Annotated in this window: 18 protein-coding genes; 14 read left to right on the top strand and 4 right to left on the bottom strand. The window is 66.3% G+C overall.

All coding sequences use genetic code 11. The features are described from left to right. Positions 1-17 precede the first annotated feature (17 nt). The 7 genes from iscU (at position 18) to A7W11_RS16770 (ending at position 4,946) form a co-directional block, all read left to right on the top strand. Positions 18-461: a Fe-S cluster assembly scaffold IscU gene (gene iscU, locus A7W11_RS16800; RefSeq protein ID WP_066415493.1), complete on the top strand. Its 444-nt coding sequence runs from the start codon at positions 18-20 to the stop codon at positions 459-461. 4 nt (positions 462-465) lie between these two features. Then, positions 466-789, top strand: a complete 324-nt coding sequence (gene iscA / locus A7W11_RS16795; RefSeq protein WP_066415491.1) for an iron-sulfur cluster assembly protein IscA — start codon at positions 466-468, stop codon at positions 787-789. Positions 790-792: 3 nt separating this feature from the next. Continuing rightward, on the top strand, positions 793-1,305 hold the full coding sequence (hscB, locus tag A7W11_RS16790) for a Fe-S protein assembly co-chaperone HscB (protein ID WP_066415482.1): 513 nt from the start codon (positions 793-795) through the stop codon (positions 1,303-1,305). 77 nt (positions 1,306-1,382) lie between these two features. Beyond that, positions 1,383-3,260 (top strand): Fe-S protein assembly chaperone HscA, encoded by a 1,878-nt coding sequence (gene hscA, locus A7W11_RS16785; RefSeq protein ID WP_066415480.1) that lies wholly within the window; start codon positions 1,383-1,385, stop codon positions 3,258-3,260. Positions 3,261-3,266: 6 nt separating this feature from the next. Beyond that, complete coding sequence (gene fdx / locus A7W11_RS16780; RefSeq protein ID WP_066415478.1) at positions 3,267-3,608, top strand: ISC system 2Fe-2S type ferredoxin; 342 nt, start codon at positions 3,267-3,269, stop codon at positions 3,606-3,608. A 2-nt stretch (positions 3,609-3,610) separates the two neighbouring features. After that, complete coding sequence (iscX, locus tag A7W11_RS16775; protein ID WP_066415475.1) at positions 3,611-3,805, top strand: Fe-S cluster assembly protein IscX; 195 nt, start codon at positions 3,611-3,613, stop codon at positions 3,803-3,805. Positions 3,806-4,058: 253 nt separating this feature from the next. Next, positions 4,059-4,946, top strand: coding sequence for a methylglyoxal synthase (locus tag A7W11_RS16770; protein WP_066415468.1), 888 nt, complete (start codon positions 4,059-4,061; stop codon positions 4,944-4,946). 58 nt (positions 4,947-5,004) lie between these two features. On the opposite strand, the gene A7W11_RS28040 is transcribed toward A7W11_RS16770, so the two are convergent. After that, positions 5,005-5,268 (bottom strand): glutathione binding-like protein, encoded by a 264-nt coding sequence (locus A7W11_RS28040; protein WP_156523120.1) that lies wholly within the window; start codon positions 5,266-5,268, stop codon positions 5,005-5,007. A 187-nt stretch (positions 5,269-5,455) separates the two neighbouring features. Between A7W11_RS28040 and A7W11_RS16765 the strand changes: the two genes are divergently transcribed. Next, positions 5,456-7,573 (top strand): TonB-dependent siderophore receptor, encoded by a 2,118-nt coding sequence (locus A7W11_RS16765; protein ID WP_082887305.1) that lies wholly within the window; start codon positions 5,456-5,458, stop codon positions 7,571-7,573. Between the two features lie 33 nt (positions 7,574-7,606). Here the strand turns inward: A7W11_RS16765 and A7W11_RS16760 are convergent, their stop codons facing one another. Further along, positions 7,607-8,542 (bottom strand): LysR family transcriptional regulator, encoded by a 936-nt coding sequence (locus A7W11_RS16760; protein ID WP_066415466.1) that lies wholly within the window; start codon positions 8,540-8,542, stop codon positions 7,607-7,609. 129 nt (positions 8,543-8,671) lie between these two features. Between A7W11_RS16760 and A7W11_RS16755 the strand changes: the two genes are divergently transcribed. Together A7W11_RS16755 and A7W11_RS16750 are read left to right on the top strand one after the other, a co-directional pair. Next, the gene (locus A7W11_RS16755; RefSeq protein WP_066415463.1) at positions 8,672-9,661 is read left to right on the top strand and encodes a tripartite tricarboxylate transporter substrate binding protein; all 990 of its coding nucleotides are present in this window, start codon (positions 8,672-8,674) and stop codon (positions 9,659-9,661) included. A gap of 36 nt (positions 9,662-9,697) precedes the next feature. Continuing rightward, entirely contained in the window at positions 9,698-10,423 is a 726-nt protein-coding gene (locus A7W11_RS16750; RefSeq protein WP_066415459.1) for a PIG-L deacetylase family protein, read from the top strand. Between the two features lie 114 nt (positions 10,424-10,537). Here the strand turns inward: A7W11_RS16750 and A7W11_RS16745 are convergent, their stop codons facing one another. Further along, on the bottom strand, positions 10,538-11,257 hold the full coding sequence (locus A7W11_RS16745; RefSeq protein WP_066415456.1) for an IclR family transcriptional regulator: 720 nt from the start codon (positions 11,255-11,257) through the stop codon (positions 10,538-10,540). 139 nt (positions 11,258-11,396) lie between these two features. Here A7W11_RS16745 and A7W11_RS16740 point away from each other — a divergent pair, with 139 nt between their 5' ends. The 3 genes from A7W11_RS16740 to A7W11_RS16730 all read left to right on the top strand — a co-directional run bounded on the left by A7W11_RS16740 (position 11,397) and on the right by A7W11_RS16730 (position 14,345). After that, a complete protein-coding gene (locus tag A7W11_RS16740) occupies positions 11,397-12,374 on the top strand; it encodes a Bug family tripartite tricarboxylate transporter substrate binding protein (protein ID WP_066415454.1) in 978 nt (325 codons plus the stop codon). A 94-nt stretch (positions 12,375-12,468) separates the two neighbouring features. Next, positions 12,469-13,413 carry an SMP-30/gluconolactonase/LRE family protein gene (locus A7W11_RS16735; RefSeq protein WP_082887303.1) on the top strand — a complete coding sequence of 315 codons (945 nt, stop codon included), beginning with the start codon at positions 12,469-12,471 and terminating at the stop codon, positions 13,411-13,413. After that, positions 13,410-14,345 (top strand): isocitrate lyase/PEP mutase family protein, encoded by a 936-nt coding sequence (locus tag A7W11_RS16730; protein ID WP_235816897.1) that lies wholly within the window; start codon positions 13,410-13,412, stop codon positions 14,343-14,345. The genes A7W11_RS16735 and A7W11_RS16730 overlap by 4 nt, the downstream gene beginning before the upstream one ends. 126 nt (positions 14,346-14,471) lie before the next feature. On the opposite strand, the gene A7W11_RS16725 is transcribed toward A7W11_RS16730, so the two are convergent. After that, positions 14,472-15,611, bottom strand: a complete 1,140-nt coding sequence (locus A7W11_RS16725) for a helix-turn-helix transcriptional regulator (RefSeq protein ID WP_066415437.1) — start codon at positions 15,609-15,611, stop codon at positions 14,472-14,474. Between the two features lie 321 nt (positions 15,612-15,932). On the opposite strand from A7W11_RS16725, the gene A7W11_RS16720 reads away from it, so the two are divergent. After that, a complete protein-coding gene (locus A7W11_RS16720) occupies positions 15,933-17,303 on the top strand; it encodes a COG3014 family protein (RefSeq protein ID WP_066415435.1) in 1,371 nt (456 codons plus the stop codon). Positions 17,304-17,316: the final 13 nt, after the last annotated feature.

Genomic DNA, 17,316 nt, shown 5'->3' with positions numbered 1-17,316 from the left:
AGCAGTGGAGAAACATCATGGCATATAGCGACAAGGTTCTGGATCACTACGAAAACCCCCGCAACGTGGGCTCGTTCGAAAAGGGCGACGACACGGTCGGCACCGGCATGGTCGGCGCGCCCGCCTGTGGGGACGTCATGAAGCTGCAGATCAAGGTCGGCCCGTCGGGCGTGATCGAGGATGCGCGCTTCAAGACCTACGGCTGCGGTTCCGCCATCGCCTCCAGCTCGCTGGTCACCGAATGGGTGAAGGGCAAGACGCTGGACCAGGCCATGAGCATCCGCAACACGCAGATCGCCGAAGAACTGGCGCTGCCCCCCGTCAAGATTCACTGTTCCATCCTGGCCGAGGACGCCATCAAGGCCGCCGTGCAGGACTACCGTGCCAAGCACGGCGAGTCGGCCGAAGCGGCCGCGGCGCAATCCGAGGCCGTTACGGCAACGGCCGCCGCGGCGAGTTGAGATCATGGCAGTCACCCTGACCCAGCAAGCGGCCAATCACATCAGCCGCTACCTGACCAAGCGCGGCAAGGGCATTGGCCTGCGCCTGGGCGTGCGTACCACGGGGTGCTCGGGCATGGCCTACAAGCTCGAATACGTCGACGAGGCCGACACGGCCGACCAGATGTTCGAGAGCTTCGGGGTCAAGGTGTTCATCGATCCCAAGAGCCTGTCCTACCTGGACGGCACCGAGCTCGACTACGCGCGCGAAGGCCTGAACGAAGGCTTCAAGTTCCGCAACCCCAACGAGAAGGCGACCTGCGGCTGCGGCGAGTCGTTCACGGTGTAGGTCTTGGCGGCGGACGATCACTTCAGCCTGTTCGGATTGCCCGCGCGGTTCGACATCGACACGGACGCCCTGGAGCGCGCCTGGCGCGACGTGGCGGCGCGGGTGCATCCCGACCGCTACGCCACGGCCAGCCCCGCCGAGCGGCGCGTGGCCATGCAGTGGTCCGCGCGCGCCAACGAGGCCTACCGGCAATTGCGTGATCCGCTGTTGCGCGCGCGTTACCTGTGCGAGCAGGCGGGCGTCGATTTGCAGACCGAAAGCAACACCTCGATGGATCCCGCTTTCCTGATGCAGCAGATGGAATGGCGCGAGATGCTCGACGACGCGCGCCAGGATCCCGCCCAGGCCGACGTGCTGCGCGCCGAGTTGGGCGATGCCCGAGACGGCATGCGCCGCACGATGGCCGATCTGCTGGACGCGCGCGGCGACACCGCGCAAGCGGGGCAGAAGGTGCGCGAGTGGATGTTCATCGAGCGCCTGGCGCAGGAGCTGGCCCAGCTGCAGCCGTTGCGATAGCGCCCCGGCCGGCGCTTGGAATGCGCCGGTTCCATGCCCGTCCGCCCCTCCATACTTCCAAGAAATTCAAGCGAGATATGGCTTTATTGCAGATTTCCGAACCCGGTGAATCGCCCGCACCGCACCAGCGCCGCTTGGCGGTGGGGATCGACCTGGGTACGACCAATTCGCTGGTGGCCGCGGTGCGCAGCAGTGTTGCCGAGGTGCTGAACGACGATGCCGGGCGGCCGTTGCTGCCTTCCGCCGTGCAGTACCTGCCGGGCGGCCGCGCCATCACCGGCTACGACGCCCTGGCGCAGCAGGCCAACGATCCGGCCAATACGGTCGTGTCGGTCAAGCGTTTCATGGGCCGCACGCTGGCCGAAGCGCAGGCCAGCGGCGCGCCCTACGAATTCATCGATGCGCCCGGCATGGTGCGGGTGCGCACGGTGCAGGGCGACCTGAGCCCCGTCGAAGTGTCCGCGCAGATTTTGGCGGTGCTGCGCCAGCGTGCGGAAGACGTGCTGGGCGACGACCTGGTCGGCGCGGTCATCACCGTGCCGGCGTATTTCGACGATGCACAGCGCCAGGCCACGCGCGACGCCGCGCGCCTGGCCGGCCTGAACGTGTTGCGCCTCTTGAACGAACCCACCGCCGCCGCCATCGCCTATGGGCTGGATAATGCGGCCGAGGGCGTCTATGCAGTGTACGACCTGGGCGGCGGCACGTTCGACGTGTCCATCCTGCGCCTGACGCGCGGCGTGTTCGAGGTCATCGCCACGGGCGGCGACACCGCGCTGGGCGGGGACGATTTCGATTCGCTCATCGTCGAGCGCGTGCTGGCTGGGCAGCCCGCCGCGCAAGCCGCCGACGTGCAGGGCGCGCGCGCCGACCGCCGCCGCCTGCTGGTGGCCGCGCGTGCCGCGCGCGAGGCGCTCAGTTCGCAGGAGCGGGCTCGCCTGGATGTCACGCTGGCCGATGGCACGGCCGTGGCCTGCGACCTGAGCCGCGCGCAATTCGAGGAATGGGCCCGCGAACTGGTCGAGCGCACGCTGGACAGCGCGCGCCGCGCATTGCGCGATGCCGGCCTGGCGCCGGCCGACGTGCGCGGCGTGGTGATGGTGGGCGGCGCCACGCGCATGCCCGTCGTGCGCCGTGCCGTGGGCGACCTGTTCGGCACCGAGCCCCTGGTCGACCTCGATCCCGATCAGGTCGTGGCGCTGGGCGCGGCCCTGCAGGCCAACCTGCTGGCGGGCAACCGCGCGCCGGGCGAAGACTGGCTGCTGCTGGACGTGACGCCACTGTCGCTGGGCCTGGAAACCATGGGTGGCCTGGTCGAGCGCATCATCCCGCGCAACAGCACCATTCCCGTGGCGCGGGCGCAGGAATTCACGACCTTCAAGGACGGCCAGAGCGCGATGAGCCTGCACGTGGTGCAGGGCGAGCGCGACCTGGTGGCTGACAGCCGTTCGCTGGCGCGCTTCGAGCTGCGCGGCATTCCGCCCATGGTGGCGGGGGCGGCCCGTATCCGCGTCACCTTCCAGGTGGATGCCGACGGCTTGCTCAGCGTGACCGCGCGCGAGCAGAGCACGGGCATCGAGGCCGCCGTCACGGTCAAGCCCTCGTATGGCCTGTCCGACGACGAGGTCGCCACCATGCTGGCCGACAGCGTGCGCGAGGCCGATAGCGATGCACGCGCCCGCATGCTGCGCGAGCAGCAGGTCGAGGCCCGGCAACTGGCCGAATCCGTGCGCGCGGCGCTGCAGGCCGATGGCGACCTGCTGGAAGCCGACGAGCGCGAGCGTGTCGAGCAATGCCTGACGCAGGCCGAAGCGGCCCCGCAACTGGACGACGTGGAAGCCGTGCGCGCCGCGGTGCAGGCCCTGTCCGATGCAACCGAAGACTTCGCCGCACGCCGCATGGATCGCAGTATCCGGCGCGCGCTGGCTGGCCGTAAACTGGACGAAATCGCCTGACCCGATATGCCGAAGCTGACTGTACTGCCTCATCCCGACGTCTGCCCCGAAGGGGCCGTCATTGAAAACGCGCCGCAAGGCGTTTCCATCTGCCGCGTGCTGCTCGACAATCACATCGATATCGAGCATGCGTGCGAGTTGTCCTGTGCCTGCACCACCTGCCACGTCGTCGTGAAGCAGGGCTATGCGTCGCTGGAAGACGCCACCGATGCCGAGGAAGACCTGCTGGACCGGGCGTGGGGCCTGACGTCCACCTCGCGCCTGTCGTGCCAGGCGAAGATCGCCGACCAGGACCTGACCGTGGAAATTCCGAAGTACACGATCAACCACGCCAAAGAGGCGCACTGACCATGAAGTGGACCGACACCTACGACATTGCCGCCGCGTTGGCCGACGCCCATCCCGACGCCGACCCCAAGGCGGTGCGGTTCACGCAGTTGCGCGAATGGGTGATGGCGCTGCCGGGGTTCAACGATGATCCGGCGCGCAGCGGCGAGAAGATCCTCGAGGCCATCCAGATGGCCTGGATCGACGAGGCGGAATAGGGCGCGGCAAGCCCGTCCAACATGCGCTTGTGCAAGCCAGGCGGCCCCATCAGGAATGATGGGGCCGTTTTGTTTGAGGTGGGTGTCTTGCGTGCGGAAGCGGGGCTGTCCGGGCTGGCAGGTCGGATACGGCCGCCAGCGCCGCGCAGGCCAGCGCGGGGGGCATGCCATTCGGGCGTCGCCGACCGGGCGCCGGCGTATCCCGATGCGGCACAGTAATATCGGATACCTCCCTGTTTCCGGTGCTCCCACGATGACCGCTCGCCTGCGTTTCGGACTTGCCGCCAACCGCCTGCATCACGAGACCCCCGATGCCGCGCTGTTCGACTGGTTGCGCGCCAGTTCGGCGGGCATCCGTGAACTGGGCATGGAGCTGCACACGGTCGGGCGCACCTACGACGCCATCCAGCGCGAAGAGATGCTGCGGGGATATCGCGGGCTGATCCGCTACCCTTATGGCCGCGAGGGCGGCCTGATGAAGCTGGTGGCGCGCGTGACCGAAGGACGCGACGGCGCCGAACCGTTCGACGGGGCCATCTACCTGATCGATCCGGTGGACCCTTCTTCCATCTTTCCCGAGGCGCTGGCGCTCAAGCGCCAGTGCATCACGCACGGCCGGCCGTTCATCTCGACGCTGGCCGGCGCCATCGAATGGATCGAGGCCGAGCGTGTGCTGGCCGGGCTGGCGCCCGATCCGGCGGTGTCGCGCCATTTCGATTTCGGCCGCCAGACGCTGGCGCTGATCGCGCACGATGCCTTGAAAAGCGAAATGCTGACGTTCGCGGCCGAGCACTTCGACCTGTTGTCGCAATTCGCCAGCCGGGTGGCGACGGGCACCACGGGCGGGCTGCTGAACGACCTCGCGTGGTCACGGGGCTGGCCCGCGGACAAACCGTGGGTGCGGCGTTATCTGAGCGGGCCGCTGGGCGGCGATGCGCAGATCGCCGAACTGGTGCTGGAGCAGCAATGCCAGCGGGTGGTGTTCTTTGAAGACCCGCACGTGGCGCGGCAGCATGAGGCCGACATCCAACTGCTGGAGCGCGCCGTGCGCGTGGCGACGGCGCACGCCGCTTGCGCGACCTCGCCGGTGGTGGCGCGGCGCTGGGCGCAGGCGGCGCGGTTGCGTGCCGAGCGGGTGTAAGCCGCCCGGTTTCTCCGCGGAACGTGTCCCGGTGGCCCCGGATTCTGCGGATAGCGCTTCAGCGTGTGGCCTGCAGGGCTGCCCCCATGCGTTGCTCGACTTCATCTCTCGCGTCTGCGGCCATGCCGGCACGGTCTGGAGCAGGCGCTCCTGCCAGGCGGCCAGGTGAGGGAATTCGTCGTAGGGCGCGCCGGCCCGTCGGTATTGGGAAAACGGCCGCGATGTCGATATCGGCGAGCGTCAACGCGTCACCCGCGATGAACGGCCGGTTTTCGAGGTGTGCATCCAGCACCGCGACGCCATTGCGGATGTTGGCCGCCAACACGCAGCCAACCCAGAGGTACGGCCTGCCAGGCCGAGCGGCTTGCGAGCATCGCGATGCTCCGCATGTTGCCTGAATCCGACACTCATCACCCGTTTGGATGATAAATCCATCCGTCACTTATTTTGTTGATAACGAGAACGATTAACATTTTTGCTCCAAGAATCCCTATCCAGGAGACGTTCCCGTGCATTCCCCCCCACGCTATCGCCGCGCCGCATTGGCTGCGGCGCTCGGATTGCTGCCGACCGTGCTGATCGCGCAACAGGCCCCCGCGACGACGTCCACGCTGCCGGCCATCAAAGTGGAAGGGGCGGGGGAGGAAACGGCGACCGGTCCCGTCTACGGCTATTCGGCGCGCCGATCGGCCACGGCGACCAAGACCGATACGCCGCTGATCGAGACGGCCCAGTCCGTCACCGTGGTGCCGCGCGAGCAGATCGTGGACCAGGGCGCCACCAGCCTGCAGGAAGCGCTGGGATATGCGGCCGGCGTGCGTTCGGATGCCTATGGCGTGGATTCCCGCTCGGACGGCATGCGCGTGCGCGGCACCGATCCGGTGATCTACCTGGACGGCCTGCGCCAGGCTTATGACTACTACACCAGCACCACGCGCACCGATCCCTACATGCTGGAGCGCATCGAAGTGCTGCGCGGTCCGTCGGCCATGCTGTATGGGCAAGGCAGCACGGGCGGCATCATCAACATGGTCAGCAAGCGCCCGCAGGAAGAAGCGCAGCGCGAGGTGGGCGTGCAACTGGGCAGCCACAACCGCAAGCAGGCGCAGATCGACCTGACCGGGCCGGTGACCGAAGATGGCCAATGGCTGTACCGCCTGGTGGCGGTCAAGCGCGATGCCGATACGCAGGTGCACTACGTGCCGGACGACCGCACGCTGGTGGCGCCGTCGCTGACGTGGAAGCCCAGCGCGGCCACCTCCATCACCCTGCAGGCGCTTTATCAGAAGGATAAATCGGGCTCCAGCGCGCAGTTCATGCCGTGGGAAGGCATGCGGCTGGGCAATCCGAACGGCAGGATCCCGACCTACCGCTTCATCGGCGAGCCCGGACACGACAAGTACGATTCCGAGCGGCGCAGTTTCGGCTGGCTGATCGAGCACCAATTCAATGACCAGTGGTCGTTCAGCCAGGGATTCCGCCATGCGAACAACAGGGTCGACTACCTGACCCATTACGCGGACTCGTTCTCGGAGCCGGGCGGCTGGTCGCTGGACCCGGTCGACAAGCGCATCATCGGCCGCTATGCCGACGACTCCATCACCAAGGTGCGCATGAACACGCTGGACCAGCACCTGCTGGGCAAGGTGCGCACGGGCATCGTCGAGCACCAGGTGCTGGTGGGCCTGGACTGGTCGAACTACCGCCGCGAGCGCCGCAGCGGGTTCGGCTACGACTCCATCGATGCGTACGCGCCGGTGTACGGCAACTACACCGCGCCCGAACTGAGCCAGGATCCGCTGTACAAGCAGCGCCAGACCGGTATCTATCTGCAGGACCAGATGAAGATCGACCGCAACTGGATCGTGACCGCCGGCATCCGGCATGACCGGGCCCGCAGCGAGCAGGAAGGCAGCGACGTCGAAAAATCGCAGGCCACGACCAAGCGCTTCGGCCTGATGTACGCCTTCGACAATGGCTGGTCGCCGTACGTCAGCTACAGCGAGTCGTTCACGCCGGTGGCGGGCACCACGCGCAGCACGCCCGATGGCGACGTGCCCGAGGTGTACAAGCCGCTGCGCGGCAAGCAGTGGGAAACGGGCGTGAAGCACCAGTCGGCGGATGGCCGCCGCATGTTCACCGCGTCGGTGTTCCACTTGAAGGAAGAGAACCAACTGGTGCCGGATCCTTCGGGCGGCCTGAACAACGTGCAGACCGGCGAGACCACGACCAAGGGGTTGGAGCTGGAGTGGCGCGGCCAGTTGGGCTCGTCGTTCGACGTGGTGGCGCACTACAACTACCTGGACCTGGACAAGAAGCTCGAAGGCATTCCGCGCCACCAGGCGGCGGTGTGGGGCAAGTACCGCTTCGCGGTGGGCGGGTTGGACGGCTTCGCGGTGGGCGCGGGCACGCGCTGGATGTCGTCGTTCCACGACGGGGCGGGACCGCAGATCGCATCCGTGACGCTGGTCGACGCCATGCTGTCGTACGAGTCCAGCCAATGGCGCTACGCGCTGAACGTGAACAACCTGACCGACAAGACCTATGTGGCGACGTGCCTGTCGCGCGGGGATTGCTGGTATGGCGCACGCCGCAGCGCGGTGGTCAGCGCGACGTACAAGTTCTGAGGTGCCCGGCAGGATGGCTGCGGCAGGCCGGTTTCAGGCAGGCACGGAAGCCGCGATGGTGGAGGCGTTCTCCGCCAGGGCGCTCTCCCGGACCGTATCGAGAAACCGCCGCAGCAGCGGTGCATCGTCATCGGGGCGGTAGGCCAACAGCAACTGGCTGGCGGCGTCGGGGGTGTCGATCGTCCGGTACGCCACGCCGGGCACGCCGCTGCGCGCATACGTTTCCGGCAGGATGGAGATGCCCATGCCCGCGGCCACCAGGCCCAGGATGGTGGCGCCTTCACGGGCCTCCTGCACCAGGCGGGGAGCGTAACCCGCGCGGCTGGTCAACACCATGACATGCTCGAACAGGCCGCAGCCCAGTCCACGTGGAAACAGGATGAAGGGTTCGTCCTTCAGCGCGGTCAAGGGAAGGGGCTGCGCAGCTTGCGCCAGCGGGTGATGATCGGGCAGGACAGCGGCGAGGCGGTCGCTCCAGAGCGGCAGCGTGGCAACGCTGGCTGGCGCGCAGAACAACAGGGAAGGGCGCAGGAAGCCCACGTCTATGGTCTTGTCCGACAAGGCGCGCAACTGCTGGCCCGTGGACATGTGGGCCAGGTCGGCGCGTGCCTGTGGATGCGCGCTGCGGAAACGGTGGATCAGCCGGGGAAACGCATCGAACATGGGCACCGACGCCGTGAAGGCCAGGCGCAACTCGCCGGCCAGGCCGCGCGAGGCCAACCGCACCACTTCCCCGGCGCGGTCCATGTGCCGCAGGACCGCGCGGGCCTGTTCCAGGAACAGGGCGCCGGCTTCAGTCAGCGCGACATGGCGTTTGGTGCGTTCGAGCAGCACCGAACCCAGTTCTTCTTCCAATGCCTTGATCTGCAGGCTCAGTGGCGGCTGGCTGACGTGAAGCCGCCGGGCGGCAGCGCTGAAGCTCAGTTCTTCGGCAACCGCCACGAAGTAGCGTAGCTGGCGAAATTCCATGGTTATTTGGAATCAAAATAAAAAGTTGGTCTGAAAAGTATTGGATCATATTAATGATCCGGCGCGATCATTGTCACCTTCATACCAAAAATGGGACGCCACCGGCGTTCCTGTAAACAGGAGACATCGATGCAACGGACTTCACATGTCCTGGTACGCCTGCTGCGCGCCTGCGGCCTGGCGGTCGCGCTGGCGGGGGCCGGCGCCGCGCAGGGCGCGCAGGCGTTCCCCGACAAACCCATACGCGTGGTCGTGCCTTACTCGCCGGGCGGTGGCGTGGATATCGTCACGCGTCTGGTGACGCAGAAGATGTCGGAGGACCTGGGGCAACCCATCATCGTGGACAATCGGCCCGGCGCCGCGACCAACATCGGCATGGAGACGGTGGCGCGTGCGCAGCCGGACGGCTATACGCTGCTGACGGCCTCGAACACCCTGGCCGCCAACGCGGCGCTGTTCTCCAAGCTGCCTTTCGACCCCGCCAAGGATTTCGCGGCGGTGGGCGCCATCGGCTATGCCTCGCTGGTCGTGGTGGTGCCTTCCGATGCTTCATTCAAGAGCCTGAAGGATCTGGTGGCCTACGGCCGCGCCCATCCCGACAAGCTGACCTACGCTTCCGCCGGCAACGGCAGTTCGGGGCATCTGGCCAGCGAACTGCTCAAGCGCGAGGGCAAGTTCCAGGCGCTGCATGTGCCGTACAAGGGCGGGTCGCCCGCCGTCACGGATCTGTTGGGCGGGCGTATCGGTTTCATGGCCATCAACCCGCTGGAGGTCGTGCCGCATGTCCAGTCGGGCAAGCTGCGCGCGCTGGCGGTGCTCGATGCCAGGCGGTCGCCCCTGCTGCCCGAGGTGCCGACCGTGGCTGACCAGGGAATGCCGGGCGCGCAGGCCGCGGTGTGGTGGGGCCTGATCGGGCCGGCCGGCATGCCGCAGCAGGTGGTGCAGCGCCTGAACCAGGCGCTGCAGAAGGCGCTGGCCGACGCGAATGTGCGGCAGCGCATGGCGGAGATGGGCGCTGAACTGACGCCAGGCAGCGCTGCCGATTTCAGCCGCTTCGTCGCCGCCGAAACCACCAAATGGGAACGCGTCATCAAGCAGGCTGGCGTGCACGCCGATTGAGTGCATGCCCAGCCGGCCAATTCAAGGGAGCAATTCATGAGCAGCACCAAGCAACAGACCGGCCTGGTCGTCAGCGCGCATTCGGCGGATTTCGTCTGGCGCGCCGGGGGCGCGATCGCGCTGTATGCCAGCCGGGGCTGGAACATGGTCGTCGTCTGCCTGTCCTACGGCGAACGCGGCGAGTCGGCCAAGCTGTGGCGCGAACCGGGCATGACGCTGGAACGCGTGAAAGCCGCCCGCCGCGAAGAAGCGGAAAAGGCGGCGGGCATCCTGGGCGCTTCGGTCCGGTTCCTGGATTGCGGCGATTACCCCTTGCGTGTGCCCGACCAGGCGCTGTTCGAGTTGGTCGATATCTACCGCGAACTGCGGCCGGCCTTCGTGCTGACGCATTCGCAGCGTGATCCGTACAACTTCGACCATCCGTTGGCCACGCACGTCGCCCAGGAAGCGCGCGTGATTGCGCAAGCGCATGGACACCATCCGCAGCAAGGCGTGCTGGGGGCGCCACCGGTGTTCCTGTTCGAGCCGCACCAGCCCGAGCAATGCGAATGGAAGCCCGATGTGCTGCTGGACATCTCGCCGGTCTGGGAGACCAAGCGCCGCGCATTCGAGACCATGGCTGCGCAGGAGCATCTGTGGGAGTACTACACCCGCGTGGCCTTGCAGCGCGGCGTGCAGGCGGCGCGCAATTCGGATCTGAAGATTCGGTACGGCGAGGGCTACCAGCGCGTGTTCCCGCAGGTCACGGGCGAACTGGCCTGATGGGCGGCGATGATCCCGAACTTGTGGGATGACCTGGATAAGTCGTAGTAAGTTTTTCCGATGGCCTGCTCTCGATCCGGAGGGCGGGCCATGTTGCTTTGCGCGCATCCTGCGTCAGTCCACCGCGCCACCCAGCTTGAGCGTCAGCGCGCGCGCGGTTTCCCGGACGGTCTCGCAGTGCCGCACGGCGTAGCGCTGCGCGGGCATGGTCAGCGTGACCGCGCCCACCACCTCCTGGCGTGCGTCGAAGACCGGCACCGAGATGCCAGCCAGATCGGGAGTGCGGTCGCTGACGGGCATGGCGGAAATGCCTTCGGCGCGGATACGGTCGTAGCGGTCGCCGACCGCGCCGGCAAAGGCCAGCAGGACGTGCCCGCCCGTGCCGCGATCCAGCGGAAAGAGGTCGCCCACGCGGCTCTGGTCCGACAGGGGCTGAGGGGAATTGACACGGTACAGCACCAGGCGTTGATCCCCCTGGCGGACATGGAACGACGCGCTTTCCTGGGTGCGCTCCACCAACTGGCGCAGTGCCTCGGGTACCAGGGCTTCCAGGCTGAACGAGGCTGAGTAGACCCGGTGCAGCCGGGCTACCGACGGTCCCAGCGCGTAATTTCCATCAACTGTTTTCTGCACGAATCCGAAGTGCGCCAGCGAGGCCAGCAGGCGCAGCGTGGTGCTGCGCACCATCTGCGTGCGGTTGCTCAATTCGGCCAAAGACAGGGTTCTGTCGTCGTCGCGGAATGCGGTGAGCACGGTAAGGGCGCGGTCTACGGCGGTGACTCCGCCTTCGGCGGAAAACGCGGCATCGGCGGGGCGAACAGGATAGCGAGGCATTTGTGCGAACTATATCCCAAGTGTTGTCCGCAATTGACGGGGCAGCGCGGCACTGATAGTCTATTAAATAGAATTAAATTCTATCAGATAGAAAAAAGTAGTGCGAGTACGACCGACACCAATGAGGAGACACGAAACAATGAAAAAACTTTACCTGGCAGCAGTGTTTGGCTTGGCCGTCATGAGCATTGCCCGCGGCGTGGCCGCGCAGGATGCGGCCGCATGGCCCAGTCAGCCGGTCAAGATCGTGGTGCCCTGGGCCGCCGGCGGCACGGTGGATTTCACGGCTCGCCAACTGGCTCAGAGCCTGGGGGTGCAGACCGGCAAGCCGTTCATCGTGGAAAACAAGCCGGGTGCGGGCGGCACCATCGGCACCAACTACGTGGCCAAGGCGGCACCCGATGGCTATACCGCGCTGTTGTTCGAGTCCAGCTACGCGATGTTGCCCGGGCTGTACGAAAAGCTGCCGTGGGATCAGGCCAGAGACCTGGCGCCGGTGGGGGCGGCCATCAGCACGCCCATGGCGCTGGTGGTGCCCGAGCGCTCGCCATTCAACTCGGTGCGTGATCTGATCGCCTACGCCCGCAGCCATCCGGGCAAGCTCAACTTCGGTTCGGGCGGCTATGGCAGCTCACCGCATATGACCGCGGAACTGTTCAAGCGCGATGCTGGCATCGACATCGCCCACATTCCGTACAAGGGGGGCGGCGAAGCCTTGCTGGGGGTGATGGCGGACAGCGCGGACCTGCTGTTCACCGCCGTGCCTACGGCGCTGCCGCAGAGAGGGCAGGGCAAGATCAAGATCCTGGCCGTCAGCAGCGCGCGGCGGGTCGCCGCCTTGCCTGATGTTCCCACCGTCGCCGAAAGTGGTTTGCCGGGCTTCGCTGTCGACAACTGGTATGGCGTGGCGATGCCGCGCGGCACCGATCCGGCCATTGTGTCCCGCATGAGCGCGCTGATCCACAAGGCTCTTGCCGATCCGGCGCTGGTCGAACGCTTTGCCCAGCAGGGCGCGGAGGTGACGCCGTCCAGTCCCGAGGCGTTCGGCAAGGTCGTGCGCGACGAGACCCGCCGCTGGACCGAGGTGAGCCACGCAGCCGGCATCAAACCTCAGTGATCGGACCCAGTATCTCTTTGAATATCCGGCGTCGCTTCAGGCATGCATGCGTGCCCGGCAGCGCCTTTCCCGACTTTTCCCAAGCAGGTGTTCCATGTTCGCTCCACCGCCAGTGATCGCCACGCAAGTGTTCACGTCCATGCCCGACGCGTTCCGCAAGAAGGGTGTGCGTTCCGCCTGGACAGACGCCAACAAGCATGGGCAGACGGTCCATTCGTTTCTGGAAGGCCCCACCTTCGATCGCCAGGGCAATCTGTATGTGACCGATATCCCGTTTGGCCGGATCTTCCGCATCACGCCCGCGGGCCAGTGGGAACTGATCATCGAGTACGACGGCGAGCCTAACGGCCTGGCCATGCATGCGGACGGACGGCTGTTCGTCGCCGACTACCGCAACGGCATTCTGCAATTGGACGTGGCGCGCGGGAGGGTCGAGCCGGTGGTCCAGCGCGCACGCAGCGAACATTTCCGGGGTTGCAATGACCTGACGTTCGACATGCAGGGAAATCTGTATTTCACCGACCAGGGGCAGACCGGCCTGCATGACGCCACTGGCCGCGTCTATCGCCTGAATGCCAACGGACGGCTGGAATGCCTGCTTTCCAACGTGCCCAGCCCCAACGGCCTGGTGCTCAACCGCGAGCAATCCATTCTCTACCTTGCTGTGACGCGCGCCAATGCGGTGTGGCGTGTACCGCTGATGCTGGATGGGGGCGTCTCGAAGGTGGGGGTGTTCCTGCAATTGTCGGGCAGCCTGGGCGGGCCCGATGGTTTGGCCATGGACGTGGACGACAACCTTGTGGTGGCGCACTCGGGCTTGACCGTCTGGCAGTTCAGCAGGCTGGGCGAACCCATCGCCCGTATCGAGCCCAGCACGGGCCCGTTCGCCACCAATGTAGCGTTCGGCGTCGATCAGCCTAATCGTTTGTTCATCACCGAATCATCCAGCGGTTCGGTGCTGTGCGCCGACTTGCCTCAGGCAGGCCGGTCCCTCTATTCGCATTCCGGCCCGCAGGCCGTTTCCAAGGAAGCATCTTGACCCTCTCTCGTGAAATTCCCGCCAACGCGGTTCCCGGCGTACTGCGCGTCAAACCGGCGCGCACGCGCCTGCTGTCGGCCCTGACGCAAGGCGATGCGCTGAACATCGTGCCCGGCGCCTACGACTGCATCACCGCGCGGCTGGTGGAGCGTGCCGGTTTTCAGGCGGTCTATGTCACCGGCTCCGGCATCTCCATGAGCGCGCTGGGGGCGCCGGACGTGTCGCTGATGTCGTTCTCCGAGGTGCTGGATCGCGTCCGGCAGATCTGCGACGTGGTCGACATCCCCGTGATCGCCGATGCCGACACCGGCTATGGCGGACCCTTGAACGTCATTCGCACGGTGCGCGAGCTGGAGCGTGCCGGGGTGGCTGGCATTCAACTCGAAGACCAGGCCTGGCCCAAGAAGTGCGGCCACGAACCCAACCGCACCGTCGTGCCCGAACGCGAGATGATCGATCGCATCAAGGCGGCGGTAGATAACCGTGCCGATGCGGACCTGCACATCGTGGCGCGCACCGACGCGCGCACCACGCAGGGCCTGGCCGCGGCCATCGATCGCGCCAATCGGTATCGCGAGGCCGGAGCCGACGTGATTTTTGTCGAGTCGCCGGAATCCGAACAGGAACTGGCCCAGGTGGCACAGTCGGTGGACGCACCGGTGCTGGCCAATATGGTGGAAGGGGGGCGCACGCCTATCCTGACGGGCGAGCGGCTGCGCGAGCTGGGCTATCGCTATGCCATCTATCCGAATGCGCTGACGCGTGCGCTGTCGTTCGCTGGCGCGCGCATGCTGGCCAGCCTGGCCGAGCAGGGCTCGACCCATGCGCAGCGCGATGCAATGCTGGATCACCGCGCGCTGTGGAACCTGTTCGATTATCCGCAGTGGACCGCGTTGGAAGATCGTTACAGCGGCAAGGACGGGGAGGCGTAAGGCCATGTATCCCCGGCTGCCGCCCAGCGGGCGAAACGTTTGTGGAGCGGCCTTTACTTGCCGTAGCGCAGCGGCAGATCCGAATCATCTCCTCTCTGTGCGCTTCTTTCCTTATGTCGATTCAGCCTAGGCCAGGCCGCGGGCCGGTGGCGGATCGTCGGGCAGCAGGCCCAGTTCGGTCGTCAGGCGCATCAGTTCCTGCTGTCGGCGCGCGCCGGTCTTGTGCAGGATGGACTTCAACTGGGTGCGCGCGGTTTCGTGCGAGACCGACAGGGTCTCGGCGGCCTCGCGCAGGCTGTCCTGGCGGGCCAGCAGGGACAGCAGGCGGATTTCGGCCGGGGTCAGGTGGAAGACCGACTGCAGCACGGCGCGCGGCATGTTGGTGGACAGGCCCGCCCCCAGCACCACCAGCATGGCGGCGCGGCCGTACAGGGCGCGCGCCTCGGCCTGGGCCTCGGGCAGCGGCAGGGCGATCATCAGCACGGTGGATGAGCCGCGGCCATCGGGCAGTTGCACGGCTGCGCTGCGTACGGGGCCGTCCAGGCCGCAGGCCTGCCGCAGGATGCGCTGGATTTTCGGCAGTACGAAGCGGGTGCGGCCCATGCGATCGAACATGGCGTCGCGCCCGCGCAGCCAGGCGTCGGCGGCCTGGTTGGTTTGCAGCATGTTCGCCTGCGCGTCCGCGATGAGGATGGGACAGCCCAGCCGGTCGAGCGCGCCGCGGTTCCAGAGGTTCTGCTGCTCGAGCGCGCGCAGGCGGAAACGCAGCTTGAATCCGCGTTCCAGGGCAGTGTGCAGGTGCGCCACCCGTGCGGCCGCCATGTCGTCGAACGGCTGTTCGCCAAGGGTGCGGTGGATGGAGAGGTTGCAGTCCACGCCTTCGAAGATGCCGACTTTGTGCCCCATCATGAAAGAAATGCCGTGGGGACGCAGGAACTCTTGGTAGAACGGCAATTTCTCCAGCCGCTCGCCCAGTACCTGGCGATCGAGGTATTGCTCGGTGGGACGCCGCAGCACGGGCAGCGTGTTGATCGGGTTCAGGGCGTGGAATTCTTCGTTGTAGGCCCTGATGGCGGCCTCGGGCGTATCGACCGTTTCGAGGAATTCGAAATAGCCCGAATTTGCATTGCGCGACATGAGGCAGGCATAGGGCGCGCCGGCCAGTTCGGCAATGCCCGTGAGCGCCTGCTTCCAGCTCGTATCGTCCAGCACGCCTTCGTAGAGATTGCTTTCGATGGCCTGCACGGTCTTGGCGGTGGCATCCATGGTGTCCGGTCCATGCGGGGAGCGGACAAGCCGTCCCGGAATTATGAAACCAAAAGAAAAAAACCTTTCCTTGCGCTGAAGACAAAAGCATATCACCCATTCGGAGGATGACCCACCCCGCCGCAATCAAGAGACTTGCAACCTCCTGAGATCACTGGGGAAAGTGCGATGAGCAACACTAAGGGTGGCCTTCTGTCGCGGGACCGAGAGGTCCATTCAATACGTGCCGTATTGTTTCAAACGAGAATATTTGCATTATTTGGATTGATTTCATTTCTGGCTGGATGCGCCGCGACGCACCAGAGCAAGGTCGGCCAGAGCATGGACGACGCCCAGCAGGGCCGTCTGCCGCAGGCACTGGCTCACGTGGACGCCCAGTTGCAGGGCGAGAACGCCAACGACGTGCTGCTGAACCTGGAAAAGGGCGAACTGCTGCGCATGGCGTCCAGCCCGGACCAAAGCCTGGCTGCGCTGGGAATCGCCGACGCCGCGGTCAAGACCTGGGAGGATGCCGCGCGCGGCGCCACTACCGAGGTCCTGCGCCAGGCGGGCGCCACGCTGATGGGCGACGGCAGCCGCGAATACGAGGTGCAGGACTACGAGAAAGTCATGCTGACCACGGTGATGGCGTTGAACCGCCTGTCGGCCGGCGACCTGGAGAACGCCCGGGTGGACATCAAGCGCACCCACGAGCGCGAGGCGATCATCGCCGAGTACCGCAGCCGCCTGACGCTCGCCGCCGAGGAGGAGGCGAAGGAAAAAGGCGCTCAGGTGCAGAGCACGGAACTGAAGGGGTATCCCATTGAAACCCTGGAAGATCCCGAGGTTCTGGCGCTGATGAACGGCTACCAGAACGCGCTGAGCCACTATCTTTCCGGTTTCGTCTATGAGGCGTTGAACGAGCCTGGCCTGGCCGCACCGGGCTATCGCACCGCGCTCGAGCTGCGGCCGGGCACGCCGGTGCTGGAGTCGGCCCTGGCGGGCCTGGACGGCCGGCCCGGCGAGCAGCTCCGCGATGGCGCCACCGACGTGCTGTTCGTGATCGAGGCCGGCCACGCGCCTGCGCGCCAATCCCGCCGGTTCATGTTTCCCGTGCCGACTCCAGGCGGGCTGATCACGGTCGGCATATCGTATCCCGTGATCGAGCCGACCGTCGACGTGCCCGAGATTGGCTCGATACGCATCGGCGAGACCGAGCTGCAGGCCGGCCTTGTCGCGGATTTCAATGTGATGGCGCGCCGCGCTTTGAAGGATGACCTGCCCGGCATGCAGGCGCGCGCCGCAGTGCGCATGGTTGCCAAGGCCGCCGCGCAGGCAGTGGTGAACCGCGAGATGGGGCCGCTGGCCGGCCTGCTGGGCAACATCGTGGCCGCGGTGGCCGAGCCGCCGGCTGATGATCGGATGTGGCGCTCGCTGCCGGGCCGCGTGTATGTGGCGCGTGGTTTCTTCAAGCCGGGCGACTACGAGCTCGCGCTGCCGGGCACGCTGCAGCCCGCGCAGCAGATCAAGGTGAGCGGTCGCCACATGGTCGTTCCCGTGCGGGCGTTTCCGGCGGTCGCCTATTACGGCAGGGCCGGCCATTTCGGCGACCTGGCCAGCCTGCAGGCGAAGCCGCCGACGGCCGACGAAGCGTCGCCTGCCAAAAAGGCGCCGCGGGCCAGGAAAGCGGCCCGGTCCGCGTCGTTGCAATGATGTCCGTGTTCCG

The sequence above is a fragment of the Bordetella ansorpii genome (genome assembly GCF_900078315.1).
Classification (GTDB): Bacteria; Pseudomonadota; Gammaproteobacteria; order Burkholderiales; family Burkholderiaceae_B; genus Bordetella; species Bordetella ansorpii.
The sequence above is the reverse complement of the archived record's forward strand: the minus strand, read 5'-3'. Positions and strand labels throughout refer to the sequence as shown.

Coding starts and splice junctions, on each gene's coding strand:
- iscX (WP_066415475.1), top strand. CDS start 3,611: ATGAAGTGGACCGACACCTACGACATTGCCGCCGCGTTGGCCGACGCC.
- A7W11_RS16760 (WP_066415466.1), bottom strand. CDS start 8,542: ATGGAATTTCGCCAGCTACGCTACTTCGTGGCGGTTGCCGAAGAACTG.
- A7W11_RS16735 (WP_082887303.1), top strand. CDS start 12,469: ATGTTCGCTCCACCGCCAGTGATCGCCACGCAAGTGTTCACGTCCATG.
- hscA (WP_066415480.1), top strand. CDS start 1,383: ATGGCTTTATTGCAGATTTCCGAACCCGGTGAATCGCCCGCACCGCAC.
- A7W11_RS16745 (WP_066415456.1), bottom strand. CDS start 11,257: ATGCCTCGCTATCCTGTTCGCCCCGCCGATGCCGCGTTTTCCGCCGAA.
- fdx (WP_066415478.1), top strand. CDS start 3,267: ATGCCGAAGCTGACTGTACTGCCTCATCCCGACGTCTGCCCCGAAGGG.
- A7W11_RS16740 (WP_066415454.1), top strand. CDS start 11,397: ATGAAAAAACTTTACCTGGCAGCAGTGTTTGGCTTGGCCGTCATGAGC.
- A7W11_RS16755 (WP_066415463.1), top strand. CDS start 8,672: ATGCAACGGACTTCACATGTCCTGGTACGCCTGCTGCGCGCCTGCGGC.
- A7W11_RS16725 (WP_066415437.1), bottom strand. CDS start 15,611: ATGGATGCCACCGCCAAGACCGTGCAGGCCATCGAAAGCAATCTCTAC.
- A7W11_RS16770 (WP_066415468.1), top strand. CDS start 4,059: ATGACCGCTCGCCTGCGTTTCGGACTTGCCGCCAACCGCCTGCATCAC.
- iscA (WP_066415491.1), top strand. CDS start 466: ATGGCAGTCACCCTGACCCAGCAAGCGGCCAATCACATCAGCCGCTAC.
- A7W11_RS16750 (WP_066415459.1), top strand. CDS start 9,698: ATGAGCAGCACCAAGCAACAGACCGGCCTGGTCGTCAGCGCGCATTCG.
- A7W11_RS16720 (WP_066415435.1), top strand. CDS start 15,933: ATGGACGACGCCCAGCAGGGCCGTCTGCCGCAGGCACTGGCTCACGTG.
- iscU (WP_066415493.1), top strand. CDS start 18: ATGGCATATAGCGACAAGGTTCTGGATCACTACGAAAACCCCCGCAAC.